The sequence below is a fragment of the Curtobacterium sp. VKM Ac-2865 genome (genome assembly GCF_015350905.1).
Lineage (GTDB): Bacteria > Actinomycetota > Actinomycetes > Actinomycetales > Microbacteriaceae > Curtobacterium.
Genome location: NZ_JADKRZ010000003.1, coordinates 373,543 through 398,044, shown reverse-complemented (window position 1 = coordinate 398,044; position 24,502 = coordinate 373,543). Strand labels below are relative to the sequence as shown.

Below are 24,502 nucleotides of genomic sequence, written 5' to 3'. Positions count from 1 at the left end.
CCAATGGTCATCAATCAGCTTTAAGGTGCTTCGAAATGAACGTCTCCGTATTAATGATCTTCTCACAGAACGGCGTTAAAGCAGTGTAGGGATCATTCGAACTGAGCGCCCCCCATGATAGGCCCCGCTCACCGAGAACCTGGAGATCCAAGTAATACTGAGCACCAGATCGTTTGATAACTCCCAATTCCACCAGCACGTCACGAACCGTCTGTGCAACGCCGTTACCACCGATCAGCACGCGATCTACTTTGTCGGCTGAGACAGCCGGCGCATCCACAGAGGAGCCGTGAAACGACAACAAGAGCTTTCGAACAGATATGACTACCTGCGCTCCGAGACTCCGAGGTACCGCTTGCGCCGCAGGTACCGAGGAAGGCGCATATTCCTTCCACTGATGCCAAGCGTTTGGCCAGGACGCCATGAACCCGCCACTTGAATGGGAAATCACTCGAAGATCCTTGCCATGCTCAACGTTCTCTCGAACAATGATTCCTGAGAACGTACTAGCATCGTTAGAAGCCAAGATCTGGAAGGATGACCCGTCGATCTGCAGCTCGCTGGCCACTATGAGAGCGTCAGGACCATAGTCAATCTGCCCGTTCGTTCCGGATCGCAGGATGACACCATACTGGCTGACAATGGAAATCCTCGTCAAAGGCGCTCGTAGCACAAGTACGCCTAGAGGCTCCTCAATCTCGAAGACGACCTCCGCCGCTGCCACCTGTTCGTCCTCATCGAACAACTGGAGCCGCGCACCCTTGCCCTCGATATGAGTATAAAGCGCACGAGACCTAACCGATCCGATTGCGTTCGAGCGAATCGCATCGTCAACCAGGTCCTCTGGGATCAGTGCAGGCTCACCAGCTGGGAGGAGCGCTTCAAGAAATATTGCGAAGAATGGACCAACTCGAGGCAGCGAGGCCAGGAAGCCTGGCCGGTCGCTTGTATCGATCCCGCTTTGAGGAGAACTAATTGCCCAAGCGCGGAGATAGTCACTGAAAACTTCATTGGCGAAAGCCGCGTCTCGGATAAAGGGATGATCCGCAACAAAGCCTTCGATGAGCTCTTCGTAGCGCGATCTATCCGAATGGTCAAGATGCGCTGGCCGGTCAAGAACGACGTTTTCCACTCCACTCATATGCAGGAGCCTTGCCGCTTGCTCCTCGCGCCCATAGAGCGTTTTACGAAGCGAGTCCAACGGTGCCAAAGCCAAGGAATCCCCCACTGACGCCTGTACCTTACTGGCTTCGCGATCGAGAATATCCTCGACGATCCCTCGCAGTATGTCTCCTCGCTGCCGCCGCTCTTGTAGATCCGGCAATGCCTCTAATTTTGAGAGCTCCGCTTGAGGATTCTTCACGGCCAGCCGCTCGCTGAGCGCCTTGAGGACCGGAGGGTAGCCAACGAAAGAGTCTGTTTCCGACCAATGTCTCTCGAGTGAGGCGCGCGATACTTCAGCACCGAGGAGCGCGGCTGCCAGGCTCGCGAGCATCGCTTCACAAAGGCGAATGAATGGCTCCGGCTGCTCTCTGTGCACGGAATAATGGGTTCTGTCAAGCATAGATTGCATGAACTGACTGGCGGCCACCCGGCCGAGCGGTGCTAGACGAGTCGAAACGAAACTCTTATCCGCCACACTGAGGGCGATCTCCGTGATTGATATCGAGTCTGTGCGCCCGAGGAGAATGACTTGCGGCTGCTTGAGATCGGTATTGATAAGCCAGTCGAGATCGGGCAAAAATTCAAAGTAGTTTGAAGAACCGCTTCGGAGTTGCGCTTCATCGGTGCTGTCTAGGACGAGTATGGCTCGACCCGCTCTTACTTCATCCCGTAGATTTTCTGCCCCGCTTGCCCCGAAGGCTTTGACCAGTTCCCCGACGAGAGAACCCGTTCCGACTGTAAGTTGCGCGAGGTTCACATAGGGAGCTTTGAGGGCTGATGCAATATTGCGTGCCGCTTCTGACTTCCCCATTGCCCCTGGAGCTCCGACAAGCATGATTGGGGAAGTGAAACCGCCGTCAACATCGACGTCTACGTCTAACTCTGGCCAAACGTAGCCCGTGGTTGGCAACACCGACCCGTTGATCGCCACGTGCGGGCTCGATTGGAACGGTCCTTGTTCGTTCGTGGGCAGGGATTCGACTACTTGAAGAAGAGGAACTCTCATTGCTGGATTGTCTGGCACGTCTTGGGACGAGGTCAAGCATTCCGGCGTGACGCTCAGGTTCCAGTTGAGCCGCGACGACTTCTGTGCGCAGGAGCGCCTAGAGATCTGAACGATGGGCGGTGCCGGGCTCCTAGCCGGGCATTGCCTCCGCGTACACGCGGAACTCGCCGCGGTCGGTGTGCATGCTCCACAGGCGCTCCGCCAGCGACTCGGCGGAGTGCGCGTCGTCGCCGTCGTCGATGCCGAACGGGATGATGATCTGGCCGACGTGGATCGACTCCTCGGCGAGCGCGTCGTGCAGGAGCTGGGCGTAGGCGCTCTCCCCCGCGAACGCGACCGAGGTGCCGGTGACGCGGGCGCCCGGGCGGACGGCACTGCAGCCGTTGACGAACAGGAGCGTGCCGTGGCCGATGGCCCGCATGCCGGGGATCACATGGCGTGCGGCGGCGACGGGGCCGTAGACCGAGAACTCGATCGGGCCGACGAGGTCCGCCTCGGTCGTCTCGAGCACCGGGCGCATGAACTCCTTGGCGGGCAGTGGACTGTACTGCAGCACCTCGATGGGCCCGAGTTCGGCACTGGCACGTTCGAGTGCGGAGCGGATCGAGTCGCCGTCGCGGACGTCGGCGGTGTACCCGGCGGCGGTGTGACCCTCGGACTGCAGGGTGACGGCGAGGTCGTCGACGCGGCCCTGGTTGCGGGCGACGAGGGCGACGGCGAAGCCCTCGCGGGCGAAACGGCGGGCGACGGCGAGGCCGAGGCCCCGGCCGGCGCCGATGATGGCGATCGTGGTCATGGGCCCAGTGAACTCCGCTGCCGGATCAGAGGTGGACGCCGGCGCGTCGCAGGTCCTTCACGATCGTCGTCACCAGCACGCGGTGTCCGGCGACGGTCGGGTGCTCGCTGTCGTCCTGCAGCAGTGCGGCGTGGCCCTTGAGGGGCTGGCCGATGTCCACGAACGTGCCGTGCACGGCGCGGACGGCCCGACGGAGGCTCGCGGTGCTCTGCCCGACCTCGGCCGGCACGGCGCCCGGCTGGTCCCACAGCGTGTTCATGCCGACGATCTGCGCCTTCGGCAGTGCCGCGTGCAGGGCCCGCACGGTCGCTCCGGTCGCGGTCTCGATCGACGCGGCACTCTGGCCGATGTCGTTGTCCGTCGACTGCACGATGACGATCGACGGGTGCGCCGCGGTCGCCTGGCCGATGAGCCCCGCGAAGTCCGTGCCGCAGGCGCCGACCGCCAGGAAGCCGCCGCTGCTGCACCCGAGGTTCGTCACGCGGACGTGGTCCGCCCGGGCGAGGAGCGCGGGCCACGCCTTCGTCGTGTCGTCGAGGCCGTACCCCGCCATGATCGAGTCGCCGATCGCCACGACCGACGTGCCGGCGCGGGGGCCGGTGATCGTCGGGCTCGGTTCGGCGCTCCCGAGCGCCGGGTGTGCGGCGACGGCCACCCCGACCGCACCGAGCGGGATGCACACGCCGAGGGTGACGGCGACGACGACCGTCCGGAACCTGCTCATGCCTCCACCGTAGATCGCCGGGGCTGATCACGCCGTGGGCGAACCGGGCCGCGGGCAGGCTGCCCCGGTCGTAGCGTAGGCGCATGGAACTCCTCTTCGTGCACGGTGCCCTGGTCCGCGACGGCGCCTGGTGGTGGCAGCCCACCGCCGACCTGCTGCACGAGACCACCGGGATCCGCAGCCGATCCTTGGCCCTGCCGTCATGCGGCGAGGCCGAGCCGACCCAGACAGGATCCGGCACGCCCGCGGGCGGCCTGGTGGAGGACGCCGCAGCACTCCGACGAGCGCTCGACGACGTCGACCCCGACGGCGGCGTGATCCTCGTCGGACACTCATACGGCGGCACCGTCATCGCCGAGGCGGGACACCACCCCGCCGTCCGGCACCTCGTGCTCGTGTCGTCGTACCTGCCCGCGGTCGGACAGGCGCAGGCCACGATCATGAGCGGCGAGTCCGACCCCGTCGCCATCGCGGACCACGGCGACGGCACGCTCGGCGTCAGCGGGTACGACGCGGACTCCTTCGGTGCCCGGTTCCTGCAGGACGCGGACCGCGCCACCCAGCAGGCCGCCTGGGAGCGCGTCACCACGCAGTCCGCCGCCGCGTTCGTCACGCCGACGACCGAGGCCGGCTGGCAGGGCGTCGACTCCACCGCTATCGTGTGCGCCGACGACCGCAGCACCTCGGTCGCGCTGCAGCGCGAGCACGCGGCACGTGCGACGCGCTCCGTCGAGCTGCCCACCGGACACCACCCGTTCATCACCCGACCGGACCTGGTGGTGGAGCAGCTCACGGCCCTGCTCGGCTGAGCTGTCCCGGCCGGGAGGCTCGGGGCGGCGCCGCCACGAGCCCCCCGTCCGGTGGTCGCCGCGTCCGGTGCGCGCGCCTAGTCTCGAGGGGATGCCCACTTCGAGAACCAGCCCTGCCGACCACCCTGGGCACGACGACTTCATCCGCGTCCGCGGTGCCCGCGAGAACAACCTGCGCGACGTCGACGTGGACGTCCCACGCGACCGGATCGTCGCGTTCACCGGTGTGTCCGGGTCGGGCAAGTCGTCGCTCGCGTTCGGGACGGTGTTCGCGGAGGCGCAGCGGCGCTTCCTCGAGTCCGTCGCGCCGTACGCGCGGCGGCTCATCGCGCAGGGGTCGACGCCGCACGTGGACTCGATCACCGGGCTGCCGCCGGCGGTCGCGCTGCAGCAGCGTCGCGGTGCCCCGAGTGCCCGGTCCACCGTCGGCACGCTGACCACCCTGTCGAACTCGATGCGGATGCTGTACTCCCGCGCCGGCACCTACCCGGACGGGGCAGACCGGTTGGAGTCCGACTCGTTCTCGCCGAACACCGTCGCCGGTGCGTGCCCGCGCTGCCACGGGCTCGGCACCGCGCACGAGGTGACCGAGGCCTCTGCCGTGCACGACGACTCCCTCAGCATCCGCGACGGCGCGATCACCGCCTGGCCCGGCGCCTGGCAGGGGAAGAACCTGCGTGACGTGACCGCGGGGCTCGGGTACGACATCGAGCGGCCCTGGCGTGAGCTGAGCCGCGAGGACCGCGACTGGCTGCTGTTCACCGAGGAACAGCCCGTCGTCGAGGTGCACCCGAAGCGCGACCGCGTGGCGAAGCCGTACAAGGGACGGTTCTGGAGCGCGCGGCAGTTCGTGCTGCACACCCTGGCGGACTCGCAGAGCGAGACGCAGCGGAACAAGGTGCTGCGGTTCGTGGAGTCCGGGCCGTGCGGGCTGTGCCACGGGACCGGGCTCACGCGTGCTGCCCTGGCCGTGACCGTCGGCGGACACTCCATCGCGGGGCTGAACGGGCTGCCGCTGACCGACCTGGCCGACGTGCTGCGACCGATCGCGGCGATCACGGACGCGTCCGCGGCGACGTCGAAGGCGTCCTCCGGCGAGCGCTCCTCGGTCGCCGTGGCCATCGCCGCAGATCTGCTCACGCGGGTCGAGGTGCTGACGGGGCTGGGGCTCGGGTACCTGGCGCTCGACCGGTCGACGCCCACGTTGTCGCCCGGCGAGACCCAGCGCCTGCGGATCGCGACGCAGCTGCGCTCGGGGCTGTTCGGGGTCGTCTACGTGCTCGACGAGCCGAGCGCCGGGCTGCACCCCGCCGATGCCGAGTCGCTGATGGAGGTGCTCGAGGACCTGCGTGCGAGCGGCAACAGCGTGTTCGTGGTGGAGCACGACATGAGCATCGTGCGGCGGGCGGACTGGATCGTCGACGTGGGACCCGGTGCTGGTGCCGGGGGCGGGACCGTGTTGTACAGCGGGCCGGTGGACGGGCTGGCGTCGGTCGAGGAATCGGTGACGCGGCGGTACCTGCGTCCGGGGTCTGGTTCTGGTGCTGGTGATGGTGCTGGTGGTTCTGGTTCTGGTTCTGGTTCTGGTTCTGGTTCTGGTTCTGGTTCTGGTTCGTCTGGTGGTTCGTCGTCGGTTCGGGAGCCGGTCGGCACGCTGGCCCTGCGCGGGGTCAGCCGACACAACCTGCAGGACATCGACGTCGACCTGCCGCTCGGGGTCCTCACCGCGGTGACCGGGGTCAGCGGGTCCGGCAAGTCGTCGCTCGTCGGTGGGGTGCTGCCGGCGCTCGCCACGGACCACCCGCTCATCGACCGGGTCGTCGTGGTCGACCAGAAGGCCATCGGCCGGACGCCCCGCTCGAACCTCGCGACCTACACCGGGCTCTTCGACGCGGTCCGTGCGGCGTTCGCGGCGACGCCCGAGGCCCGTTCACGAGGGTGGACCGCCGGACGGTTCTCGTTCAACGTCGCCGGCGGCCGCTGCGAGGTGTGCCAGGGCGAAGGCTCCGTCTCCGTCGAGCTCCTGTTCCTGCCCGGCAGCTGGGCGCCGTGCCCCGAGTGCCACGGCACCCGGTACAACCCGTCGACCCTCGAGGTCCTGTGGCAGGGCGCGTCGATCGCCGACGTCCTGGCGATGACCGTCGACGAGGCGGCACCGTTCCTCGCTCCCCTGCCCGTCGCCGCGCGCGGGCTCGAGACCCTACGCGAGGTCGGGCTCGGGTACCTCCGGCTCGGGCAGCCCGCCCCGGAGCTGTCCGGCGGCGAGGCGCAGCGCATCAAGCTCGCCACCGAGCTCCAGCGGGCACGGACCGGGCACACGCTCTACCTGCTCGACGAGCCCACCACCGGGCTGCACCCGGCGGACGTCGAACTCCTGGCAGCACAGCTCGGCCGGCTCACCGACGCGGGCAACACCGTCGTCGTGGTCGAGCACGCGATGGACGTCGTCGCCGGAGCGGACCACGTGATCGACATGGGACCGGCTGGAGGCGACGCCGGTGGGCAGGTCGTCGCCGTCGGGACCCCGCGCGAGGTCGCCGGGTCCACGGTCAGCCGGACGGCGCCCTACCTGCGCGAGCAGCTCGGGATCTGACCGGCACTGCCGTTCGTCGGTCGGTTGCGCGTCAGGTGTTCAGGGCGAGGCCGACGAACGGCGAGACCAGGAGCGCGAACCCGACGCTCACCAGGAACCCCCGGTAGCGCCGAGTCAGCAGTCCGCAGACGAAGAGCGTGACGACCGCGAGCGGGACGCCCAGGATCGCGAGGCCGAAGGCGAACTCGCCCGACGCACCGGCGTCGATGGCGTGCCCGAGCAGGTAGACCACGTCGATCGCGACGACGATCCCGATGACGCCGCCGATCCACGCGGCGACCCGCTGTTCGCCGATGCTGCGCGGGCCCTGGTCGTGCTGGTCGTTGCCGTCGGCCATGTCTGTTCCCCCCGAGAGACCTCCACCGTACCGGGCTGCTCGCCGGGACCGAGGTTCCCGAATCGACGCGTGACGGATCCGGTTCGCAGAACCCGCACGACGCCGACCGGATTCGTCAGCTCGCCGTCGACCCTGTCGCCGCTACGAGCGGTCGGTCAGGCGGTCCTTCGCCGCGCGCAGCGTGTCGGACGGCACGGGCGGGACACCACGGCGGATGCCGCGCAGCCCGAGGACGAGCAGCACCGCGGTCACGATCGCGAACACAGCGAACGTGATGCCCGCCGCCGCCCACACCGGCAGCACCAGCGCCAGGAGCGCGACGACGAAGCCCGCCAGCACGACGAGGGTCGTCAGCGCGAACCCGACCGCCACGCCCGTGAGCAGCAGCCCCGCCTTCGCACTTGTCGCCCGCTCGCTGATCTCCCGTCGAGCAGACGCGATCTCGTCCCGCACGGCACGCAGCACCGGTTCCAGTGCCTTCTGCGCCAGACCCGCGGTGACGGTGTCGCGGAAGGACGGCCGGCTGGTCGTGGTGTCGTCGTGGTCGGTGGTGCTCATGGTGTCTCCTGTCCGGGCACGGGATGCCGCGCCCGTGAACGGGACGCGACGACTCCGATGATCGTCACGCCGGGTCTGACGCTGCTCGGGCACTTCACAGCAGCGGGCGCAGCTCGATCTTCCGGTTGCAGGCGCTGGAGGCCTCGGCAGCGACCGCCCGTGCCGTCTCGATGTCCGCGAGCTCGAGCACCCAGAACCCCGCGACGTACTCGGCCGCGTCGACGACCGGTCCCGCGGTGACGACCGCGTCCCCACCGCGGGCATCGGCGACGACGCTGTCGGTGGGCGCGGCGAGTCCGCCGGCGAACAGCCACCGGCCGTCCGCTCGGAGGCGGTCGTTCAGGGCCTGCACCGCCTCGGCTTCAGCAGCGGTGGCGGAGTGGGTCCGGCCGGCGGCGTCGGCTTGGCCGTCGTCGATCACGTTGACGAGGAACTGCATGACGCATCATCTCCTGAGTGCGGTGCGACCCATCGTCCTCGCTCGACGAGCGGTTGGCACGGCCGGACGACGAGCGGTCCCGAGAACGTGAGAAGCCCCGACGGGACCGTGGTTCCGTCGGGGCTTGTCGGTCGGGCTGACAGGATTTGAACCTGCGACCCCTTGACCCCCAGTCAAGTGCGCTACCAAGCTGCGCCACAGCCCGCGAGTTCCGGAGAACTCGGAGTCCCGAGGGACTCCGCCACCCGCACCCGACCGAGCGCGGAGCAGCCCGACAAGCATAGCGGACGACGAGCCCTCGCCGCGCCACCCCGGTTCGACCTGTCCAGCGCGGCTCCCCTAGGGTGGCCCGATGCGTTCCCGTTCCACCCGTTCCGTCGTCGTGCTCGCTGCTGCAGGACTCCTCCTGGGGGCGGCCGGCTGCACCGGGGCAGCACCGTCCGAGACTCCCGCGACCCTGACGAAGGCCTCCGCCGACGCGGTCACCGTGGCGACGCAGCGGGATCCCGCCGAACGAGCGATCCGGGCGAGTCGTGCGCTGTTCGCCTCGGCGCCGGGCGCAGTCCTCGCCCCCGCTGACGACGCCCGGTCGATCCGGGAGGCGGCGAGCGCCGCGCGCAGCGCCCACGTCCCGGTGCTGCTCGTGGACGCCGAGCGGCGCCGGGCAGTGGCGCACGAGCTGGAGCGCCTCGACGCGAGCTGGTACCGCACCGTCGGCACCGTGCACATCGACACGTCGGTCGAGAAGCGGTCCGCGTCGGAGGAGACCGGCGAGGCGGACGCACCCCGAGCCTCCCGGCCGGCGACCGTGCTGGTGGCGGACGCGTCGGACGACGCTGCCGTCGTCGGGACGGCGAAGGCGGCGGGCGCGACGGTGGTGACCATGCCGGAGGGCGTGACCGACCCGGCCGCCGCACCGGACGTGATCCGCGCGCTGCACGAGCACGAGGACGCGTCGACGGTCCTGGTGGGTGCGGCGTTCGCGGGCCTCGGAGACCCGCGGTGGACCGTCCGTGCGGCAGCGAACGGCTGGCAGCTGCCGCACGGCGGTCAGCGCCCGTTCGACGGCCACCGGTACGTCGCGATGTACGGCGCTCCGGGAGCGCCGGTGCTCGGAGTGCTCGGCGAGCAGGACCCTGCAGCATCGGTGACGAGGGTGCGCGACCTCGCGGCGACGTATGACGGTCTGACCGAGGAACCGGTGTCGCCCGCGTTCGAGCTGATCGCGACGGTCGCCGCCGGTGACGCGGGTGCCGACGGCGACTACTCGACCGAGCTGCCGGTGTCGACGCTCGAGCCCTACGTCGACGCGGCGCACGACGCGGGCATGCCGGTGGTCATCGACCTGCAGCCCGGGCGCTCGGACTTCCTGTCGCAGGCGAAGCGCTACGAGTCGCTGCTGAAGCGCCCAGGAGTGTGGCTCGCGCTCGACCCCGAATGGCGACTCGGACCGGACCAGGTCCCGCTCAAGCAGATCGGGTCGGTGAGCGCCGCCGAGGTGAACGAGGTGTCCACGTGGCTGGCCGACCTCGTTCGATCGGAGGACCTGCCACCGAAGGCCCTCGTCCTGCACCAGTTCCGGCTGTCGATGATCCAGGACCGCTCGTCGCTGCAGTCGCACCCGGAGCTCGACATGCTCGTGCACGACGACGGGCAGGGGTCCCAGCCGGACAAGCAGGCGACGTGGAAGGCGCTCCACGTCGACGCGCCCGAGGGCATCCACTGGGGCTGGAAGAACTTCATCGACGAGGACACGCCCATGCTGTCGCCGTCCGAGACGATGTCGCAGGTGACGCCGACGCCGTCGCTGGTCACGTACCAGTAGCGGGGATGGTCGGGCCGTTCCCGACCGGTTCGCTCTCCACATCCTCCGGTCTGTCCACAGGTTGGAGGCTCGGGGCACGGACCGTCGGTCGGTGCTGACAGCATGGGGGCATGTCCTCTCCTGTGCTCGGCTCCGGACCGTCAGTCCCGTCTGCGTCCGTCGCTGCTCCGCCGACGTCCGCGCTGGGCGCGGCGGAGCCCACGGCTCCGCCGTCGGCCGAGCTCGCGACGGAAGCGCGTGAAGCCCTCTTCGCCCTGACCGGACGCCCCGATGCGGTCTTCCACCCCGGGCAGCTGGAGGCCATCTCGGCCCTGGTCGAGCACCGCCAACGCGCGCTCGTCGTGCAGCGCACCGGGTGGGGCAAGTCGGCGGTCTACTTCCTCGCGACCCTGCTGCTCCGCCGCCGTGGCGGTGGTCCGACGGTGCTGGTGTCGCCGCTCCTGGCCCTCATGCGGGACCAGGTCGCGGCCGCGGCGCGGGCCGGCGTCCGGGCCGTGTCGATCAACTCGGCCAACGCGCACGAGTGGTCGGAGACCCAGGCGAAGCTGGCGCGGGACGAGGTCGACGTGCTCCTCGTCTCCCCCGAGCGACTGAACAACCCGAAGTTCCGCGACGAGCAGATGCCGGCACTCATCGCCCGGATGGGGATGCTCGTCGTGGACGAGGCCCACTGCATCTCCGACTGGGGCCACGACTTCCGACCCGACTACCGCCGGCTCGCCGAACTCATCCGCTCCCTGCCGCACGGTGTCCCGGTGCTGGCCACCACTGCGACCGCGAACGAACGCGTGGTGGAGGACGTCGCCGAGCAGCTCACCGCCGGCCCCGCCGACCCGGTGTTCACCATCCGTGGTTCGCTCGCTCGGGCGTCGCTGCGCCTCGGCGTGCTGACGCTGCCCGACGCCCGGGCTCGACTTGGCTGGCTCCTGGCACACCTCGGCGACCTGCCCGGCAGCGGCATCATCTACACGCTGACGGTCTCCGCGGCCGAGGACATCGCGCGACTGCTCCGTGAGAGCGGCCACGCGGTGCGCGCCTACACGGGGCGGACGGACACCGACGAACGTGAACAGCTCGAGCAGCAGCTCAAGAACAACGAGCTGAAGGCCCTCGTCGCCACGAGTGCGCTCGGGATGGGCTTCGACAAGCCCGACCTGGGGTTCGTCGTGCACGTCGGGGCACCCTCCTCCCCCGTCGCCTACTACCAGCAGATCGGTCGCGCAGGCCGTGCGACGGACAACGCCGACGTGATGCTGCTGCCGGGGCGCGAGGACCGCGAGATCTGGCAGTACTTCGCCAGCGCCTCGATGCCCACCCAGTCCCGTGCGACCGCGGTGCTCGACGCCCTCTCCACCGAGTCCGCGATGTCGACCGTGGCGCTCGAGGGCCTCGTCGACATCAAGCGCTCCACCCTCGAGCTCCTGCTCAAGGTGCTCGACGTCGACGGCGCCGTCCGCCGTGTCACCGGCGGCTGGGTGTCGACCGGGCAGCCGTGGGAGTACGACGAGGCCCGCTACGCCCGCGTCGCCGCTGCCCGCGCCGCCGAGGCCGCCTCGATGCTCGATTACGAGTCGACCGACGCCTGCCGGATGCAACTCCTGCAGCAGGACCTCGACGACCCCTCTGCGGAGCCCTGCGGGCGCTGCGACAACTGCGCGGGAGTCTGGTACCCCACCGACGTGCCGGGCGCTGCCGCCGAGGGTGCGTCCTCGGCGCTCGACCAGGTCGGCGTGGAGATCGCACCGCGAGCCCAGTGGCCGTCCGGCATGTCAGCGTTGGACGTCCCCGTGCGCGGCAAGCTCAGCCCGGGCGAGGTCGTCGCTCCTGGTCGTGCTGTCGCGCGGCTGACCGACCTCGGCTGGGGCGGTCCCCTGCGCGCCCTGTTCGCCACCGGGGTGCCAGACGCACCCGTGTCCCGGGAGCTCCTGGACGGCTGCATCCGTGCGCTGCGCGACTGGCCGTGGGAAGCCCGTCCGACCGGCGTCGTCGCGATGTCATCGCGGTCGCGGCCGCAGCTCGTCGCGTCCCTGGCGTCGGCACTGTCGTCGATCGGCAAGCTCGAGTTCCTCGGCTCGCTCGACCGCGACGGTGGCGTGCCGCGAGGGGACGGCGCGACGAACAGCGCCTACCGCCTGAGTGGCGTGTGGGACACCTTCACGGTCGGACCGGAACTCGGGGCGGCGCTGCAGTCCCACCAGGGGCCGGTGCTGCTCGTGGACGACCTCGTCGACAGCCGCTGGACGATGACGGTCGCAGGGCGAGAACTCCGCCGTGCGGGGGCCTCTGCCGTGCTGCCGTTCGCGCTGGCCACGGTCGCCTGACCCTCAGCCGCGGGCGGGCGACGTCGGGAACCCGTGAAGTGGCCATCGCCCGAGCTGTTCGTCGAGCTTCTCCGCGGCGAACGTCGCTTGGAAGCCGACCTTCTGCAACAGTGCCGGGTCGGACGGGTACCCCACGTCCTCCCAACCCGCCTGCTCCGCAATCGGCCCGATGGGCAGCTGTGGCGACGTGTGGAGTCGAAGGACCACACCGCCGTCAGGGCGAGTTCCATCGACAGACCACGCCACGGGCAGCACTCTTCCGATGAGGTCCGCGACGCGAGCCCGCGAACTGCCCAACTCCGGCGCTCCGATGTCGACAGCCACAGCATGACGCTTCGTCGTTCCGTCGGTCGTCGTCTCGATGGTGACCGCTGCAGTCCTCACGTCGGGCAGCGCGGCGATCTGCTTGGTCGCCCGTTTGACAGCGTGGGTCGTGTCGCCGACTGGTGGCGACGATGCACACCCGCGGAGCACGACGACGGTCACCAGGGCCACGATCCCGGCCATGCCGCGCCCGATCCGGCGAACACGGATCGGCGGACGTGCGCGCCGCGTCTTCATCCGAGGCATTCAGTGCTCCTCGCGGAACGCTCGAGGCCGTGCGCCCGGCCACGCTCCGCGCTTCGCCTCGAGCGAGGCGCGCGGCACGACGACCAGGCTCGCCAGACGCTCCGGCGATTGGCGGTACTGCACATCAGCCCACGACGGCTCGAGCAGGCGTCCCACGACGAGGTCACGTTGTCCGCTGGGCAACGCCATGTCCGTCGTGTTCGCCACCCAGATGCGTCCTTGCGTGTTGATCTCGAAAGCGCCTGGTTCACCTCCACCGAGGTGTGAGCGAGGTCACGCAGCGCTTCGCATTCGGCGCTGACGGATGACCAGCGGATCACTTGCTCAGGTCGCTCGCAGACGGCACTGGACCTGGCCAGGCCCCGAAACGCGCACGCACGGATGCTTCGGGGAGCAGCACCAGCTGCTTGAGTCGATCGGTCGAGGTCGAGTAGGCGGCGTCCTTCCAGCCGTTCTGCTTCGCGATGTCGCCGATGACCGGCTGCGGCGACACCTGCAGCCGCACGTAGACACCTGTGTCGGGCTCGTCCTGGTTCACGGACCAGCCGAGCTGCGCCAGGTGATCGATGAGCGCCGGGAGGTCAGCAGACGCGTCTGCAGTGGCCTTGACGAGCACCTGATGGTGCTTGTTGAGCCCCGACACCGTCTCATCGACCTCGATCGACGTGGCACTGAGTCCGGTGATCGACTTCAACTGGGCCTTTGCCTGGGCGACGGACTGCCCACCGTCACGGCCGCTGGAACTCGACGGCTTCGCCGTACCGGCTGGATCGTCCACGGTGCTGCACCCTCCGACGGTTCCCACCACGACGAGGGCCGCAGCGATCAGTGCGAATCGTCGACGTGCTGAGCTCAATTGGTTCTCCGGACTTGGTAGTCGGTGACGGTGGTCTGATTCCCAGTTCCGCCGAGGAACTGAGTGATCGCCCCGTCTCCGTTCACCGTGGGGTTCTGGCCGGCCATCACTGCGTACCGGTTGGCGTCGTGGGCATCCGCGATCGTCGGGACGGAACCTTCGCCGATCTTCGTCGGCGCTGCGCCCCCGACGGTCGTCCAGGAGGACGGGTTCGGCGTTCCGTCGAGCGCCGCGATGGGGTCCTTCGTCGACTCGAACGCCGCGACGTTCGTCGACGATGGGATGTGCATGGCACCGATCGGCGACCCGGCAGTGACGACCTGCTGCACGTTGTAGCCCTGCGGGTCGGCCGCGATGGCCCCCGCGGTGATGCCGCCCAGGCTGAAGCCGGTGAGCATGACCGGTTCATCGGTGATGCCGGCCTGCTTCATGGCGTCCAGGACCCCCTGGGACAGCGCAGTGTTGTTGCCGTACCGCATCGCCATCACGTCAGAGGTGAGGTCGTTCGGTGCCTCCCCCGCAGCGGGATCCCAACTCTGCGTACTCGGGATCTGCACGGTGTACCGGGTGACGCCGTCCTCACCGACGGTCTTGAAGATACGGACGTTCGCGAAGTCGTCCTGCCCCATGTTGTCGATCTGGCTCGAGCTGGCGAACAACGAGCTGACGTTGGTCGGGATGATGTTGCCGTCGGCGTCGGTCTTCAGTGACTGCCCGGTCTGGGCGATGCTCGCGGCCAGCGCGGTGTCGCGACGATCTGCCAGCTTGTCCGGGTCGATGGCCTGGTCGACGATCGACGACGTTCCGTCGTCGAAGAGCCCGAAGCGATGCCCGTCGGCGATGAGCGTGCTGAGCAGGTCGTTGTACGTCCCCGAGCCCCGCAGGTCTCCGAGGGCGTTCTGCTCCACCTGCACGATCTTCGGGCTGAGCGCCGGCAGCGCCGCCATGAAGTTGTCACCGAAGTTGTTGCCGGTGGCGGTGGCGAACACGACGAGGCGCTGCGCGAGTGTGCCGTTGCCGTCCATCGCGGTCCGGAGGGCTTCCTGCATCGACTGCCCGGCGATCCCCGCGATGTCGCTGACCAGTCCGGTGTCGATGGCCTGCTTGACGATCGCCGTGACCGCGGTGACGGTGTAGACGACCGTCTGCACGCCGAGGACGACGTCCGTCACCACCCGAGCCGTGACCACCACAGCCTCTGCGACCTTGGCTTCGATCGCAGCAGCAGCGGCAGCGATTGCCGTCTCCGCAGCCTCGTAGACCTTCACGATCGAGCCGGTGATCAGCACCAAGGCCTCGGTCGTCACCATCGTCACGCCGAGCTGCGCCGATGCGCTGAGCACCGCGCCCTCGGCGGCGACGGCCGTCCCCGGCGACAGGATCGCCGAGGCGAGCAGGTCGCCGTCAGCCGACAACGCCCCCACCTTCGGCACGAGCGGCAACGCGTAGGCGTTGAGGTTGGTCAGCCCCGTCACCATGCGGTCGATCTCCGCGAAGTCGACCTTGAGTCCGTCAGACATCGCTGCCCCCGATGACATCCCTGTCCTTGATGAGTCCGGCGACGAGGCTCAGCAACTCCGTGCGGATGTCCTCGTCGGTCTGCGCCGTCACGGTGACCGTGCCGGCGTCGGTGATGGTTTCGGGCGTGACCTCGCCGGTCCGTGCAGCGGCGTCGAGACCGACGCTCATCCGCAACCACCCGGTGCTGGTGCCGAACCAGTTGCCCGCGAACACCGGACCACTGTCCAGCGTGAAGGCCTTCACGCGGAACCCGTGCCGCACCGGCTCGGCGAGCCCGCGGAACAGCGGGACCGCGTCGGCCGGGACGTGCAGCTCCTTGACGACGGCGTCGAGCACGCGGGCGTCGCGCCCCGCGATGGCGTCGACGATGGCCTGGGACGCGACGGTGCTGACCGTCGTGGTGCCGCGAACACGGTCGACGACCTGGAGCTCCGGGACCAATGACGCGAGCGTCTGCCAGGCGAGGTCGAGGACCGTCCCCCGGACCCGTGCACGTGCGTCGCCGTGGTCCGCGCCGGTCCACACGGTCAGGTGCGACGCTGCGGTGGCCTGGATGACCGTCGAGTGCGCAGTGGTCGAGGTCGGCGTCCAGGCCGAGACCTGGATGACGATGGCACCGGCGTTCTGCAACGCCAGTGTCATCAGGAACGGTGCATCGAGGTCCTCGGACCACGACTCGGCGGCGGGCGTCGGCATCGCCGTCAGCACGCCCTTCGCGACGAGGACGTCGACGAGACCGGCATCAGCCGTGGACGTGCCCTCTGGTACGAACGACGGCAGGACGAGCCCCGGCAGGTGATCATGCACCGCGCGGAGCTCGTCGAGGGAGAGGTCCCACTCGACGACGTCGGTGGTGGCGTCCGGCGCGGGCGTCATCCGATGCCGTTCCGGCTGGCCGCGCTCCGGACGTCGATCCAGTCCTTCGACCCCGATGCCGGCGGTGCCGGGACCTGGGCGATGAAGGACTGCGCGCTGGAGACCTGCGAACTCGACACTTCGCGCCCGCCGGCCATGAACACGGACACCTGGATCTGGTCCGGGTTGCCCGACATGGCGGCACCGAGCACGTTCATGAAGCCGTTCACGGCGGTGCTCGCGACGTCCTTGACGGTGTTCACGACGTTCGCCACCAGGTGCGAGGCCTGGTTCCAGAGGTCGCGCGCGATGCGCTCGGCCTCGGCGATCTGGGCCTTCACGGCGTCCACCGCGTTCGCGTGGGCCTCGAGCGCCGCAGCGGCGTCGTCCAACAGCTGGGCCTTCTTGCCGAGCTCAGCGCCGGACTCCCGCACGCGAGCGCGGACGCCCTCGACGGCCTTCGACGACGACGACAGCGCCTCGGCCTGCGCCACGAGCGCGGATGCTCGTGAACGCAGGCCGTCGGCGTCATCGCGGAGCGCCCGGGCCTTGGCCCGAAGGTTCGACATCTCCCCGTACACAGTTCACCCCCTGAGGACCTCTGCCGAAGCAGCGGTCCTCCCCCGAGATTGCGTCAGCGACCGAGCTTGGAAGCCAGCTGCTGGTCGACGTCGCCCAGCGTGGTCGCGGTGGTGCGGAGGAACTGGGCCAGGTCATTCAGGCCACCGATGGTGTTCTGCGCACCGGAGGTGAAGCGCTGGTACGCGTCGTTGTACGCACCGGACGAGCGGTCGGTCTGGAACCCCGCCTGCGTCAGCGACGCGATCTGCGCCTGCAGCTTCGACAGCGTCGCGTTGATCTCGTCACGCCCTGCGAGCAGCCGGTCGGCGTTGCCGTTGAGCTCCTGGTAGGACACGTTGATGTTCGGCATGGTGATTCCCCGTTCAGTTGGTCGTTCTCGTCGTCAGCCCCTCCGACGACTCATGCCACGGTAGCACCACCGGTTCGTTCATCACCCATGCGATGTGAACCCCTGTGGACAGGCAGGGCGACCTGGACGCGGGTGATGCGGCCGGAGTCGACCATGAAGCCGCGCCCGAGCGGGAAGTCCGACCGCGTGCACCGCGGGAACGCCGTGCGGAAGAGCGTCAGGCCGTCGGTCTCCTCGGGCTGCAGCGCGATGCCGGCGCGGGCGGTCTTGAGCTCCCCGAAGAGCTGCCACGCACTCGGAGCCGTGACGGTGTCCGCCTCGGCGAGCACGAACACCCCGGCGCGACGCGCAGCCTTGATCAGCCGCGCGACCTGCGACTCGGCCGGCAGCCCCTCGAAGTCGCCGACGTTCTCGATCACGATGAAGGGCTCCGGTCCGGCGACGCCGCCGGTCTCGAGCGCCGTCGCGAGCCGCCCGGCGAGCGCGTCCGCCGAGTCGGAGTCCGCGGCGAGTTCGGCCCAGTCGGCTGCGTCGCGGAGCGCACTGCGCCGCCCGACGACCAGGTAGGCCGGTCGGTCGGGGAACGTGGCCGCGACGGACCCGATGAGGGTGCGCATGGTCGTGCTGCGACCCGAGCCGAACGGGCCGGTGACGACGAAGAGCCCGTCGGTCGGGATGCCGACGGCGGCGAGGGTGTCGTCAGCCAGGCCGATCGTCGGACGGCCGCGCACGGACGATCCGAGCGTCGTGGCGTCGACCACGGACGGCAACCGGCGGATCTCCGGGGTGCGCGGCACGCGACGCTCGACGAGCGACTCGGCGAGGGCCTCCACCGCTGCCGCCTGCACCACGAGGTCGGCACTGCCCGCTGGCACCGCGACCTGGAGCTCGTGCTCGTCCACGAGCCCGCGCCCGGGGACGGCGTCGTCCAGGACGTCGGCCGGCACGTCCGCCGCGTTGTACTCGATCTCGCTCGCGAGCCGCAGCACGATCCGCTCGCCGATGTTGGCCTGCAGGTTCGTCGGGAAGGCCCCGACCCGGTCTGCCGCCATCACCAGGTGGATGCCGAGCGCACGACCGGTCGAGGCCAGGGACAGCACCTGGTCGAAGAGCTGCAGGGTGCCGGGACGGAACTCGTACTCGTTCCGGAAGGCACCCATGCCGTCGATGAGCACCAGGATGCGCGGCTCCGCCTTGCCGGACACCGCGCGGTACTCGGTGAGGGACGCCGTGCGGGCGGCCGCGAACCGCGTGGACCGGTCGGCGATCGTCGCTTCGAGGTCGGTCAGCAGCCGCGTGATGCGCTCGTCGTCCGGCCCGCTGATCACGGAGCCGACGGTCGGCAGGGCCTCGAGCATGGACAGCCCGCCACCGCCGAAGTCGAGCGCGTGGATCTGCACCGGGTGCCGATCGGCCACGGCGGACGCGGCGACCGCCACGGCGCGGAGCGTGGTGGACTTCCCCGAGCCACCCGCGCCGATCACGGCGACGTTGCCCGCGACGTCCATGTCGAGCGCGTACGCCGACTGGCGCTGGTCCTCGGGGACGTCGAGCGTGCCGATGACGAGCGCCGCACCGGTCGACGGTGCCAGCGTGCCGAGGTCGACGGTCTCGCCGAGCTGGTCGAGCCACGGCTTGCGCGGGATGGCGAGCGCGCGGCGGTCGGCAGCGGCCGCGATGGTGCGCGCGAGCCGTTCGATGTCCTTCGCCCTGGTGGTGTCCCGCGGGGCCCGGACGGCGCTCGGCCACATCGTGCCGGGGCCGAACGGGAAGTCCTGCACGTCGACGTCGGGTTCGTGCACGACGACGTCGTCGGAGCGGCCGCCGAGGTAGGCGGTCTGGAAGTCGAGCACGCGCCCCGGGCCCGTCTTGGCCGCGGCACGTCCGGGGGTCCCCGGGTCGAACCAAGCCGCGTCGGGGACGCCGAGGACGTCGGAGCTGTCGACCTCGTCCGCGACCCGGAGGGCGATGCGGAGGTTCGTGTTGGCGCGGAGCGAGTCCTTGATGACCCCGCTCGGGCGCTGGGTCGCCATCACCAGGTGCAGGCCGAGCGAGCGCCCGCGCTGGGCGACGTCGATCACGCCGTCGATGAACTCCGGGATCTCGGACGCGAGCGCCGCGAACTCGTCGATCACGATGACGAGCGCGGGCGGGGCAGCCGGGTCACCACGCTGCTCGAGCGTGACGAGGTCCTTCGCACCGCGCTCGTTGAGCAGGTGCTCGCGGTAGCGCAGTTCGGCCCGGAGCGAGGTCAGCGCACGCCGCACCAGGTGCGGGTTGAGGTCGGTGACGAGGCCCACCGTGTGCGGCAGCCCGACGCACTCGGCGAACGCGGCACCGCCCTTGTAGTCGACCAGCAGGAAGGTCACGCGGTCGGGGGCGTACTCGGCCGCGATGCCCATGATCCAGGTCTGCAGGAACTCGCTCTTGCCCGAGCCGGTGGTGCCGCCGACGAGCGCGTGCGGTCCCTGGGCGCGGAGGTCGAGCGCGAGCGGCTCGCTCGGCCCCTGCCCGATGACGGCCCGGATGCCGCCGGCTTCGCGGCCGGCTCCGGGGACCCAGTCCGCGGTGAGGCTGTCGTTCTTCGACCAGCGGCTCACGACCGCGGCCGGGTCGCCGGCGAGGTCACCCTCGTACAGGTCGACGAACGCGACGCTGTGCGGCAGGTCGGTCTCGTCGAGCACGCGGGCGCCGGTGTCCTGCACGGGGGCGATGGCACGGGCGACGACGGCGGCTTCGAGCGGGTCGACGCGGTCGAGTTGGTCGAGCTCGACGGCCTGGCCGGTACGCACGAACCCGACGGTCGCGGTGCCGGTCTGGCGGTCGAGGGTGATGTAGGTGCGGCACACGACCGGCAGCGCCTGCTGCGTCGGTGCGAGCCAGAGGACGAACACGCCGAAGTCGGGGCCCTCTTCTGCGAGCGCCACGAGCCGCGCGCGGTCGGCCGGGGCCTCGGCCGTGACGACGACGAGCACCGCCGGGGTGGCCGGCAGCCGGTCGACGGACTCGCCGTGCTCCTCGTCGAGGGCGCGGGACTCGTCGAGCCGCGACCGCACGTGCTCACCACGGCCGGCGCCGGCGTCGCGGCGGGTGGCCACCAGGCCCTCGAGCTCCGCGAGGAGCGTGGACGCGCCCGCGAAGTCGCGGACGAGGCCGCCGGACCGCAGCGGGCTGTAGGGCGAGTCGACGTGCGGCAGCCACTTCAGCCAGCCCCACTGGTCGGTGGTGGTGCCGCCGGCGAACGCGGTGACGACGAGGTCGGCCGGGCTGTGCAGCCCCACGAGCTGCACCACGAGCGACCGGGCGACGTCGTCCGCCGCCAGACCGGTGCCGGCCACGCCGATCGCACCGGCGCGTTCGAAGGTCTCGATCACGGGGACCGGGCCGACCGTGGCGTACTCGTCGGCGAGGTCCTCGGCACGGTTCCAGTCGTCGACGCTGCCCGAGTTCTTCGACGGCATCGTGATGGTGGCGCGCGAGGGCAGGGTGCCGGCACCGAACCGGACCTCGAGGAACGTCGTGTGCTCCGGCTTGCGCGTCCACAGCAGCTCGGAGCGCGAGCGCATGGCGGCGGTCACCACCGCGGGCGACGGGGACTCGGCGACCCTGGCCTGGACCTCGCGGTCGCGCTCGGCGGCGAGCCGCGTCCGGGTGTCGGCGAGCGACTCCTCGAACCGCTGGCGTTCGTCCCGCTTGCGCCGCTTCACCTGGACACGCTGGTCGATCCAGGTGCCGATCATGATGACCGGCGAGAGCGCGATGAAGATCAGCGTGTACGGCTGCTTCGTCACGAGGAAGAGCACGGCACCGAGCACGATCGGCGCCAGGATCGCGAGGATCGGCAGCCGTGGCTTCTCGCCGGGCACCGGGATCTCGGGCAGGGTGAACTGCTTGCCGCGGTGCGCGGGGTCCACGCGTGGGGACCGAGAGAACGCGTCGTGCGCCGGCGACCCGACCGACCCCGGCACGACCGGCACACCGGGTGCCGCGAGCGGGACGATCCGCAGACGGGACTCCCCCACCTGGATGGTCGTGCCCGGATCGACGAAGGCCCGGGCGACGAGCCGGCCGTCGACGGCGACGCCGTTGGCGGAGTTGAGGTCCACGACCTCGATCGTGTCGCCCACCATCACCGACGCGTGGCGCCGGGAGACCTCGTGGTCACCCGACAGGTACACCTGCGCCATGGCGTCGCGACCGATCAGGTTGACGCCCTGCGTGAGCGTGTACTCGTGGCCGGCTTCCGGCCCGGAGAGCACCTGCACGATCGCCGCGGGGGCGTCCTCGACGTCGTCGCCGCGTCGGCGTTCCGTCGCCGGCACGATCTCGACCCGGCAGCCCGAGCGCAACGAGGACTCGTGCACGGTCGCGGACGGGTTGAGCAAGCGGGCCTGCGGCCGGTCCGGGAACTGCACGCGCAGCGTCAGTGGGACGTCGCCCCCCGGGCTGCCCGTGGCGAGCCGGTTGGCCAGGCTCCCGATGGTCGCCGTCACGTCCGCCGTCACGACGACGTCCTGCTCGGTCCCCGCCGTGTCCGCGATGGTCATCTTGAGTTTCACACGTCACCCCCGTGCCGACCATCGTAGAGGACCGCACCGACGCTCTGCGGACTTCTCCACAGGCCGGACGGGAGGCTCGTCGCGGCGCCGCCACGAGCCTCCCGTCCGTCGTCGGTGCCGGCCGACCCGCGTGGTGCCGCCTACGCGCCGGTCCCGATCGCGTCGAGTTCCGCGACCGCGTCGGCCGGCAGGGTGAAGCCGGCCGCCGCGACGTTGTCGCGGAGGTGCGCGACCGACGAGGTGCCGGGGATCAAGAGGATGTTCGGCGAGCGCTGGAGCAGCCAGGCCAGCGCGACGGTCAGGCGCGGCACGTCCAGGCGGGCCGCGACCGTGTCGAGGGCCTCGGACTGCAGGGGCGAGAACCCGCCGAGCGGGAAGTACGGGACGTACGCGATGCCCTGCTCGGCGGTCAGGTCGACGAGGGCGTCGTCCTCGCGACGCGCGAGGTTGTAGAGGTTCTGGACGCACACCACGGGGGCGATGCCCTGCGCCTCAGCGAGCTGTTCGGCGGTCACGGTGGAGACGCCGAGGTGGTTGATCAGGCCCTGCTGCTGGAGCTCGGCGAGTGCCTCGAACTGGGGGGCGATCGAACCCGGCTGCGGCGCGTCGAAGCCACCCATGCGGAGGTTCACGACGTCGAGGCGCTCCACGCCGAGCCGCTCGAGGTTGCCGTGCACCTGCTCGACGAGCTCGTGCGGCTCGCGGGCGTTCGGCCAGCCGCCCTTCGCGTCGCGTCGGGCGCCGACCTTGGTCACGATGCGGAGGTCCTCCGGGTACGGGTGCAGGGCCTCGCGGATGATCTCGTTCGTGACGTGCGGACCGTAGTAGTCCGAGGTGTCGATGTGGGTGATGCCGAGCTCGACGACCGTGCGGAGGACGCGGATCGCCTCGTCACGGTCGGCCGGGGGTCCGAAGACCCCCTTGCCGGCCAGCTGCATCGCGCCGTACCCGACGCGGGTGAGTTCGAGGTCGTCGGCGAGGCGGAAGGTGCCACCGGGGAGGGTCGTGTTCGTCATGGTGACCACGATGCTCCGCTCGCGCTGATCGTGGCAGGCCCTGTCGGTCCTGGGACCCGTGGTCCCTGGGCTGGGGTCCGGCGCGGTCCCGGGAGCCGTGGTCCTGGGCTCGGCGTCAGGCGCGGTGGCCGACGACGCGGCGGACGGCGTCCTCCACCCGTCCGCGGCGGACGTCGAGGCCGACGGGCTCGCGCAGTGCGGCAGCGGGCAGGGACGTCTCCGCGATTACGAGGGCCAGGACGTACGCCAGGAGCTCCGCGGGGTCGAACTCGTCCGGGTCGACCGCTCCCCCGCCGGACCCGGCCAGCAGCTCGACCGCGTGCACGAAGGCCGCGTCGTCGACGGTCGGCACGCTCGCGCCGCCGAACGCCCGCGCCGCCAGGTCGCCCGCGAACCGCGGGAGGTCGTCCGGGTCGAACCGCACACCACCGAGGATCACCATGGACCGATCCTACGGAGCCGGCCGGCGGACGGGCTTCGGGAACGTGGAGCGCATGTGGTCGGAGGTGAGGACGTCCCCGATCCCGACCATGAGGACCGAGAACAGGATCTGCTCGACGACCATCCAGAACGGGTACAGGCCGGGGATCGCCGCGATGATGAGCGTCACGATCGGGAAGACCCGGCTGAACAGCCGCAGCCGCTGGTAGGCCCAGTAGTAGCCGAGCTGCGCCCGCCAGGCGAAGACGTAGAGCGTCAGGGTGATGAGCAGCACCACCGTCGCTCGGAACCACACCGCCCACGGCACCGTCTGGCCGACGTGGGTCAACACGATCGCGATGACGATCGCCGCCAGGCCGACGACGGTCTCCGCGACGAGCAGCCAGCGGATCCACCGGAACGAGCGCACGGTGTCGGGGTGCGCGAGCATGTCCTGCCGGATGACGTAGCCAGCCTGGCGACCGCCGGCGAGACGGTCGAGCCGGAGTCGGCACCACACCCGGTCGGCGAGGGAAGGCAGCGTCACCCGACCATCGTGCCGTATCCGGGGAGCAGTTCCGCACCACCCATGATCGTGGTGGTGTTCCAGTCGAGGACGACGAGCGAGTGCACCGGGTCCGGCAGGATCTGCGGGAGGCGGACGTCGATCACCACGGAGGTCGCGCCGTGTGGGACGACCCCGACCTCGACCGGGTCGCCGTCCGGCACCCAGCGCGCACCGCGCCGACCGGTGACGACGTCACCGGCGGTCAGCTGCACGCGGATGTCGGCCGTGGTCAGGTCGGTGGCGAAGTCGGTGATCGTCACCCGCACGCTCCGCTCCCCCGACCGGACGACCTCGACGCGTCCGGTCGTCTCCGCGCCGATCGGCACGATCTCACCCTCCACGGGCAGGCCGGTGCGGTACCAGGGCTCGTCCACCGGTGGCAGTGTCGGGGCCGTCGTCGGGGTCTCGCGGACGAGGGGCTCCGGGACGGAACGGCCGGTCGGGACCGGGATCGAGAGCAACACGGACGCGGCGACGACACCCACGAAGACGCTCACTCCGACCGCGATCCGGCCGGCACGCGCGGAGCCCGACGGCGGTGACATGCACGGATCGTACGCCGGACCGGGGACCACCGGGCCGGGTACGACGACGGCCGCCGGGAGCACTGCCCCGGCGGCCGTCGTGTCGTGCT

Annotated in this window: 22 protein-coding genes and 1 tRNA gene; 4 read left to right on the top strand and 19 right to left on the bottom strand. The window is 70.1% G+C overall.

Translation table 11 applies throughout. The features are described 5' to 3' along the window. Positions 1-10: 10 nt before the first annotated feature. From ITJ54_RS10665 to ITJ54_RS10655, 3 genes are all read right to left on the bottom strand, one after another. Entirely contained in the window at positions 11-2,095 is a 2,085-nt protein-coding gene (locus ITJ54_RS10665; RefSeq protein WP_194628053.1) for an ATP-binding protein, read from the bottom strand. A gap of 205 nt (positions 2,096-2,300) precedes the next feature. Further along, positions 2,301-2,966 carry an SDR family NAD(P)-dependent oxidoreductase gene (locus ITJ54_RS10660; RefSeq protein WP_194628051.1) on the bottom strand — a complete coding sequence of 222 codons (666 nt, stop codon included), beginning with the start codon at positions 2,964-2,966 and terminating at the stop codon, positions 2,301-2,303. A 25-nt stretch (positions 2,967-2,991) separates the two neighbouring features. Then, entirely contained in the window at positions 2,992-3,690 is a 699-nt protein-coding gene (locus ITJ54_RS10655; RefSeq protein WP_194628049.1) for an SGNH/GDSL hydrolase family protein, read from the bottom strand. 83 nt (positions 3,691-3,773) lie between these two features. Between ITJ54_RS10655 and ITJ54_RS10650 the strand changes: the two genes are divergently transcribed. Together ITJ54_RS10650 and ITJ54_RS10645 are read left to right on the top strand one after the other, a co-directional pair. Next, complete coding sequence (locus ITJ54_RS10650) at positions 3,774-4,499, top strand: alpha/beta fold hydrolase (RefSeq protein WP_194628047.1); 726 nt, start codon at positions 3,774-3,776, stop codon at positions 4,497-4,499. Positions 4,500-4,590: 91 nt separating this feature from the next. After that, complete coding sequence (locus ITJ54_RS10645) at positions 4,591-7,092, top strand: excinuclease ABC subunit UvrA (RefSeq protein WP_194628045.1); 2,502 nt, start codon at positions 4,591-4,593, stop codon at positions 7,090-7,092. A gap of 31 nt (positions 7,093-7,123) precedes the next feature. Here the strand turns inward: ITJ54_RS10645 and ITJ54_RS10640 are convergent, their stop codons facing one another. The 4 genes from ITJ54_RS10640 to ITJ54_RS10625 form a co-directional block, all read right to left on the bottom strand. After that, positions 7,124-7,429 (bottom strand): hypothetical protein, encoded by a 306-nt coding sequence (locus ITJ54_RS10640; RefSeq protein ID WP_194628043.1) that lies wholly within the window; start codon positions 7,427-7,429, stop codon positions 7,124-7,126. Between the two features lie 141 nt (positions 7,430-7,570). Further along, positions 7,571-7,987, bottom strand: coding sequence for a phage holin family protein (locus ITJ54_RS10635; RefSeq protein WP_194628041.1), 417 nt, complete (start codon positions 7,985-7,987; stop codon positions 7,571-7,573). A 94-nt stretch (positions 7,988-8,081) separates the two neighbouring features. Continuing rightward, entirely contained in the window at positions 8,082-8,426 is a 345-nt protein-coding gene (locus ITJ54_RS10630) for a YciI family protein (RefSeq protein WP_194628039.1), read from the bottom strand. A 131-nt stretch (positions 8,427-8,557) separates the two neighbouring features. After that, positions 8,558-8,631: transfer RNA gene (locus tag ITJ54_RS10625), tRNA-Pro, on the bottom strand. Positions 8,632-8,778: 147 nt separating this feature from the next. Here ITJ54_RS10625 and ITJ54_RS10620 point away from each other — a divergent pair. Beyond that, on the top strand, positions 8,779-10,251 hold the full coding sequence (locus tag ITJ54_RS10620; RefSeq protein ID WP_194628037.1) for a hypothetical protein: 1,473 nt from the start codon (positions 8,779-8,781) through the stop codon (positions 10,249-10,251). Between the two features lie 110 nt (positions 10,252-10,361). After that, the gene (locus ITJ54_RS10615) at positions 10,362-12,572 is read left to right on the top strand and encodes a RecQ family ATP-dependent DNA helicase (RefSeq protein WP_228509087.1); all 2,211 of its coding nucleotides are present in this window, start codon (positions 10,362-10,364) and stop codon (positions 12,570-12,572) included. A 3-nt stretch (positions 12,573-12,575) separates the two neighbouring features. Here ITJ54_RS10615 and ITJ54_RS10610 read toward each other — a convergent pair whose 3' ends face one another. The 12 genes from ITJ54_RS10610 to ITJ54_RS10555 form a co-directional block, all read right to left on the bottom strand. Then, positions 12,576-13,058 carry a hypothetical protein gene (locus tag ITJ54_RS10610; protein ID WP_194628036.1) on the bottom strand — a complete coding sequence of 161 codons (483 nt, stop codon included), beginning with the start codon at positions 13,056-13,058 and terminating at the stop codon, positions 12,576-12,578. A gap of 84 nt (positions 13,059-13,142) precedes the next feature. Then, a complete protein-coding gene (locus ITJ54_RS10605) occupies positions 13,143-13,349 on the bottom strand; it encodes a hypothetical protein (protein ID WP_194628035.1) in 207 nt (68 codons plus the stop codon). Positions 13,350-13,458: 109 nt separating this feature from the next. Beyond that, positions 13,459-13,920 carry a hypothetical protein gene (locus tag ITJ54_RS10600; protein WP_194628034.1) on the bottom strand — a complete coding sequence of 154 codons (462 nt, stop codon included), beginning with the start codon at positions 13,918-13,920 and terminating at the stop codon, positions 13,459-13,461. 74 nt (positions 13,921-13,994) lie between these two features. Further along, a complete protein-coding gene (locus tag ITJ54_RS10595) occupies positions 13,995-15,518 on the bottom strand; it encodes a hypothetical protein (RefSeq protein ID WP_194628033.1) in 1,524 nt (507 codons plus the stop codon). Then, a complete protein-coding gene (locus ITJ54_RS10590; RefSeq protein WP_194628032.1) occupies positions 15,511-16,395 on the bottom strand; it encodes a hypothetical protein in 885 nt (294 codons plus the stop codon). The genes ITJ54_RS10595 and ITJ54_RS10590 overlap by 8 nt, the downstream gene beginning before the upstream one ends. After that, a complete protein-coding gene (locus ITJ54_RS10585; protein WP_194628031.1) occupies positions 16,392-16,943 on the bottom strand; it encodes a hypothetical protein in 552 nt (183 codons plus the stop codon). The genes ITJ54_RS10590 and ITJ54_RS10585 overlap by 4 nt, the downstream gene beginning before the upstream one ends. A 65-nt stretch (positions 16,944-17,008) precedes the next feature. Further along, on the bottom strand, positions 17,009-17,305 hold the full coding sequence (locus tag ITJ54_RS10580) for a WXG100 family type VII secretion target (protein WP_071270879.1): 297 nt from the start codon (positions 17,303-17,305) through the stop codon (positions 17,009-17,011). A gap of 50 nt (positions 17,306-17,355) precedes the next feature. Beyond that, a complete protein-coding gene (locus ITJ54_RS10575; protein ID WP_194628030.1) occupies positions 17,356-21,852 on the bottom strand; it encodes an FtsK/SpoIIIE domain-containing protein in 4,497 nt (1,498 codons plus the stop codon). Between the two features lie 152 nt (positions 21,853-22,004). After that, a complete protein-coding gene (locus tag ITJ54_RS10570; RefSeq protein ID WP_194628028.1) occupies positions 22,005-22,880 on the bottom strand; it encodes an oxidoreductase in 876 nt (291 codons plus the stop codon). A 115-nt stretch (positions 22,881-22,995) separates the two neighbouring features. Then, positions 22,996-23,322: a hypothetical protein gene (locus ITJ54_RS10565; protein WP_194628026.1), complete on the bottom strand. Its 327-nt coding sequence runs from the start codon at positions 23,320-23,322 to the stop codon at positions 22,996-22,998. 9 nt (positions 23,323-23,331) lie between these two features. Continuing rightward, positions 23,332-23,847 carry a hypothetical protein gene (locus ITJ54_RS10560; RefSeq protein WP_323741682.1) on the bottom strand — a complete coding sequence of 172 codons (516 nt, stop codon included), beginning with the start codon at positions 23,845-23,847 and terminating at the stop codon, positions 23,332-23,334. Then, positions 23,844-24,413, bottom strand: coding sequence for a hypothetical protein (locus ITJ54_RS10555; protein WP_194628024.1), 570 nt, complete (start codon positions 24,411-24,413; stop codon positions 23,844-23,846). Before ITJ54_RS10555 ends, ITJ54_RS10560 begins: the two co-directional genes overlap by 4 nt. Between the last annotated feature and the right edge of the window lie 89 nt (positions 24,414-24,502).

Coding starts and splice junctions, on each gene's coding strand:
- ITJ54_RS10660 (WP_194628051.1), bottom strand. CDS start 2,966: ATGACCACGATCGCCATCATCGGCGCCGGCCGGGGCCTCGGCCTCGCC.
- ITJ54_RS10655 (WP_194628049.1), bottom strand. CDS start 3,690: ATGAGCAGGTTCCGGACGGTCGTCGTCGCCGTCACCCTCGGCGTGTGC.
- ITJ54_RS10650 (WP_194628047.1), top strand. CDS start 3,774: ATGGAACTCCTCTTCGTGCACGGTGCCCTGGTCCGCGACGGCGCCTGG.
- ITJ54_RS10645 (WP_194628045.1), top strand. CDS start 4,591: ATGCCCACTTCGAGAACCAGCCCTGCCGACCACCCTGGGCACGACGAC.
- ITJ54_RS10640 (WP_194628043.1), bottom strand. CDS start 7,429: ATGGCCGACGGCAACGACCAGCACGACCAGGGCCCGCGCAGCATCGGC.
- ITJ54_RS10635 (WP_194628041.1), bottom strand. CDS start 7,987: ATGAGCACCACCGACCACGACGACACCACGACCAGCCGGCCGTCCTTC.
- ITJ54_RS10630 (WP_194628039.1), bottom strand. CDS start 8,426: ATGCAGTTCCTCGTCAACGTGATCGACGACGGCCAAGCCGACGCCGCC.
- ITJ54_RS10620 (WP_194628037.1), top strand. CDS start 8,779: ATGCGTTCCCGTTCCACCCGTTCCGTCGTCGTGCTCGCTGCTGCAGGA.
- ITJ54_RS10615 (WP_228509087.1), top strand. CDS start 10,362: ATGTCCTCTCCTGTGCTCGGCTCCGGACCGTCAGTCCCGTCTGCGTCC.
- ITJ54_RS10595 (WP_194628033.1), bottom strand. CDS start 15,518: ATGTCTGACGGACTCAAGGTCGACTTCGCGGAGATCGACCGCATGGTG.
- ITJ54_RS10590 (WP_194628032.1), bottom strand. CDS start 16,395: ATGACGCCCGCGCCGGACGCCACCACCGACGTCGTCGAGTGGGACCTC.
- ITJ54_RS10585 (WP_194628031.1), bottom strand. CDS start 16,943: ATGTCGAACCTTCGGGCCAAGGCCCGGGCGCTCCGCGATGACGCCGAC.
- ITJ54_RS10580 (WP_071270879.1), bottom strand. CDS start 17,305: ATGCCGAACATCAACGTGTCCTACCAGGAGCTCAACGGCAACGCCGAC.
- ITJ54_RS10575 (WP_194628030.1), bottom strand. CDS start 21,852: ATGACCATCGCGGACACGGCGGGGACCGAGCAGGACGTCGTCGTGACG.
- ITJ54_RS10570 (WP_194628028.1), bottom strand. CDS start 22,880: ATGACGAACACGACCCTCCCCGGTGGCACCTTCCGCCTCGCCGACGAC.
- ITJ54_RS10565 (WP_194628026.1), bottom strand. CDS start 23,322: ATGGTGATCCTCGGTGGTGTGCGGTTCGACCCGGACGACCTCCCGCGG.
- ITJ54_RS10555 (WP_194628024.1), bottom strand. CDS start 24,413: ATGTCACCGCCGTCGGGCTCCGCGCGTGCCGGCCGGATCGCGGTCGGA.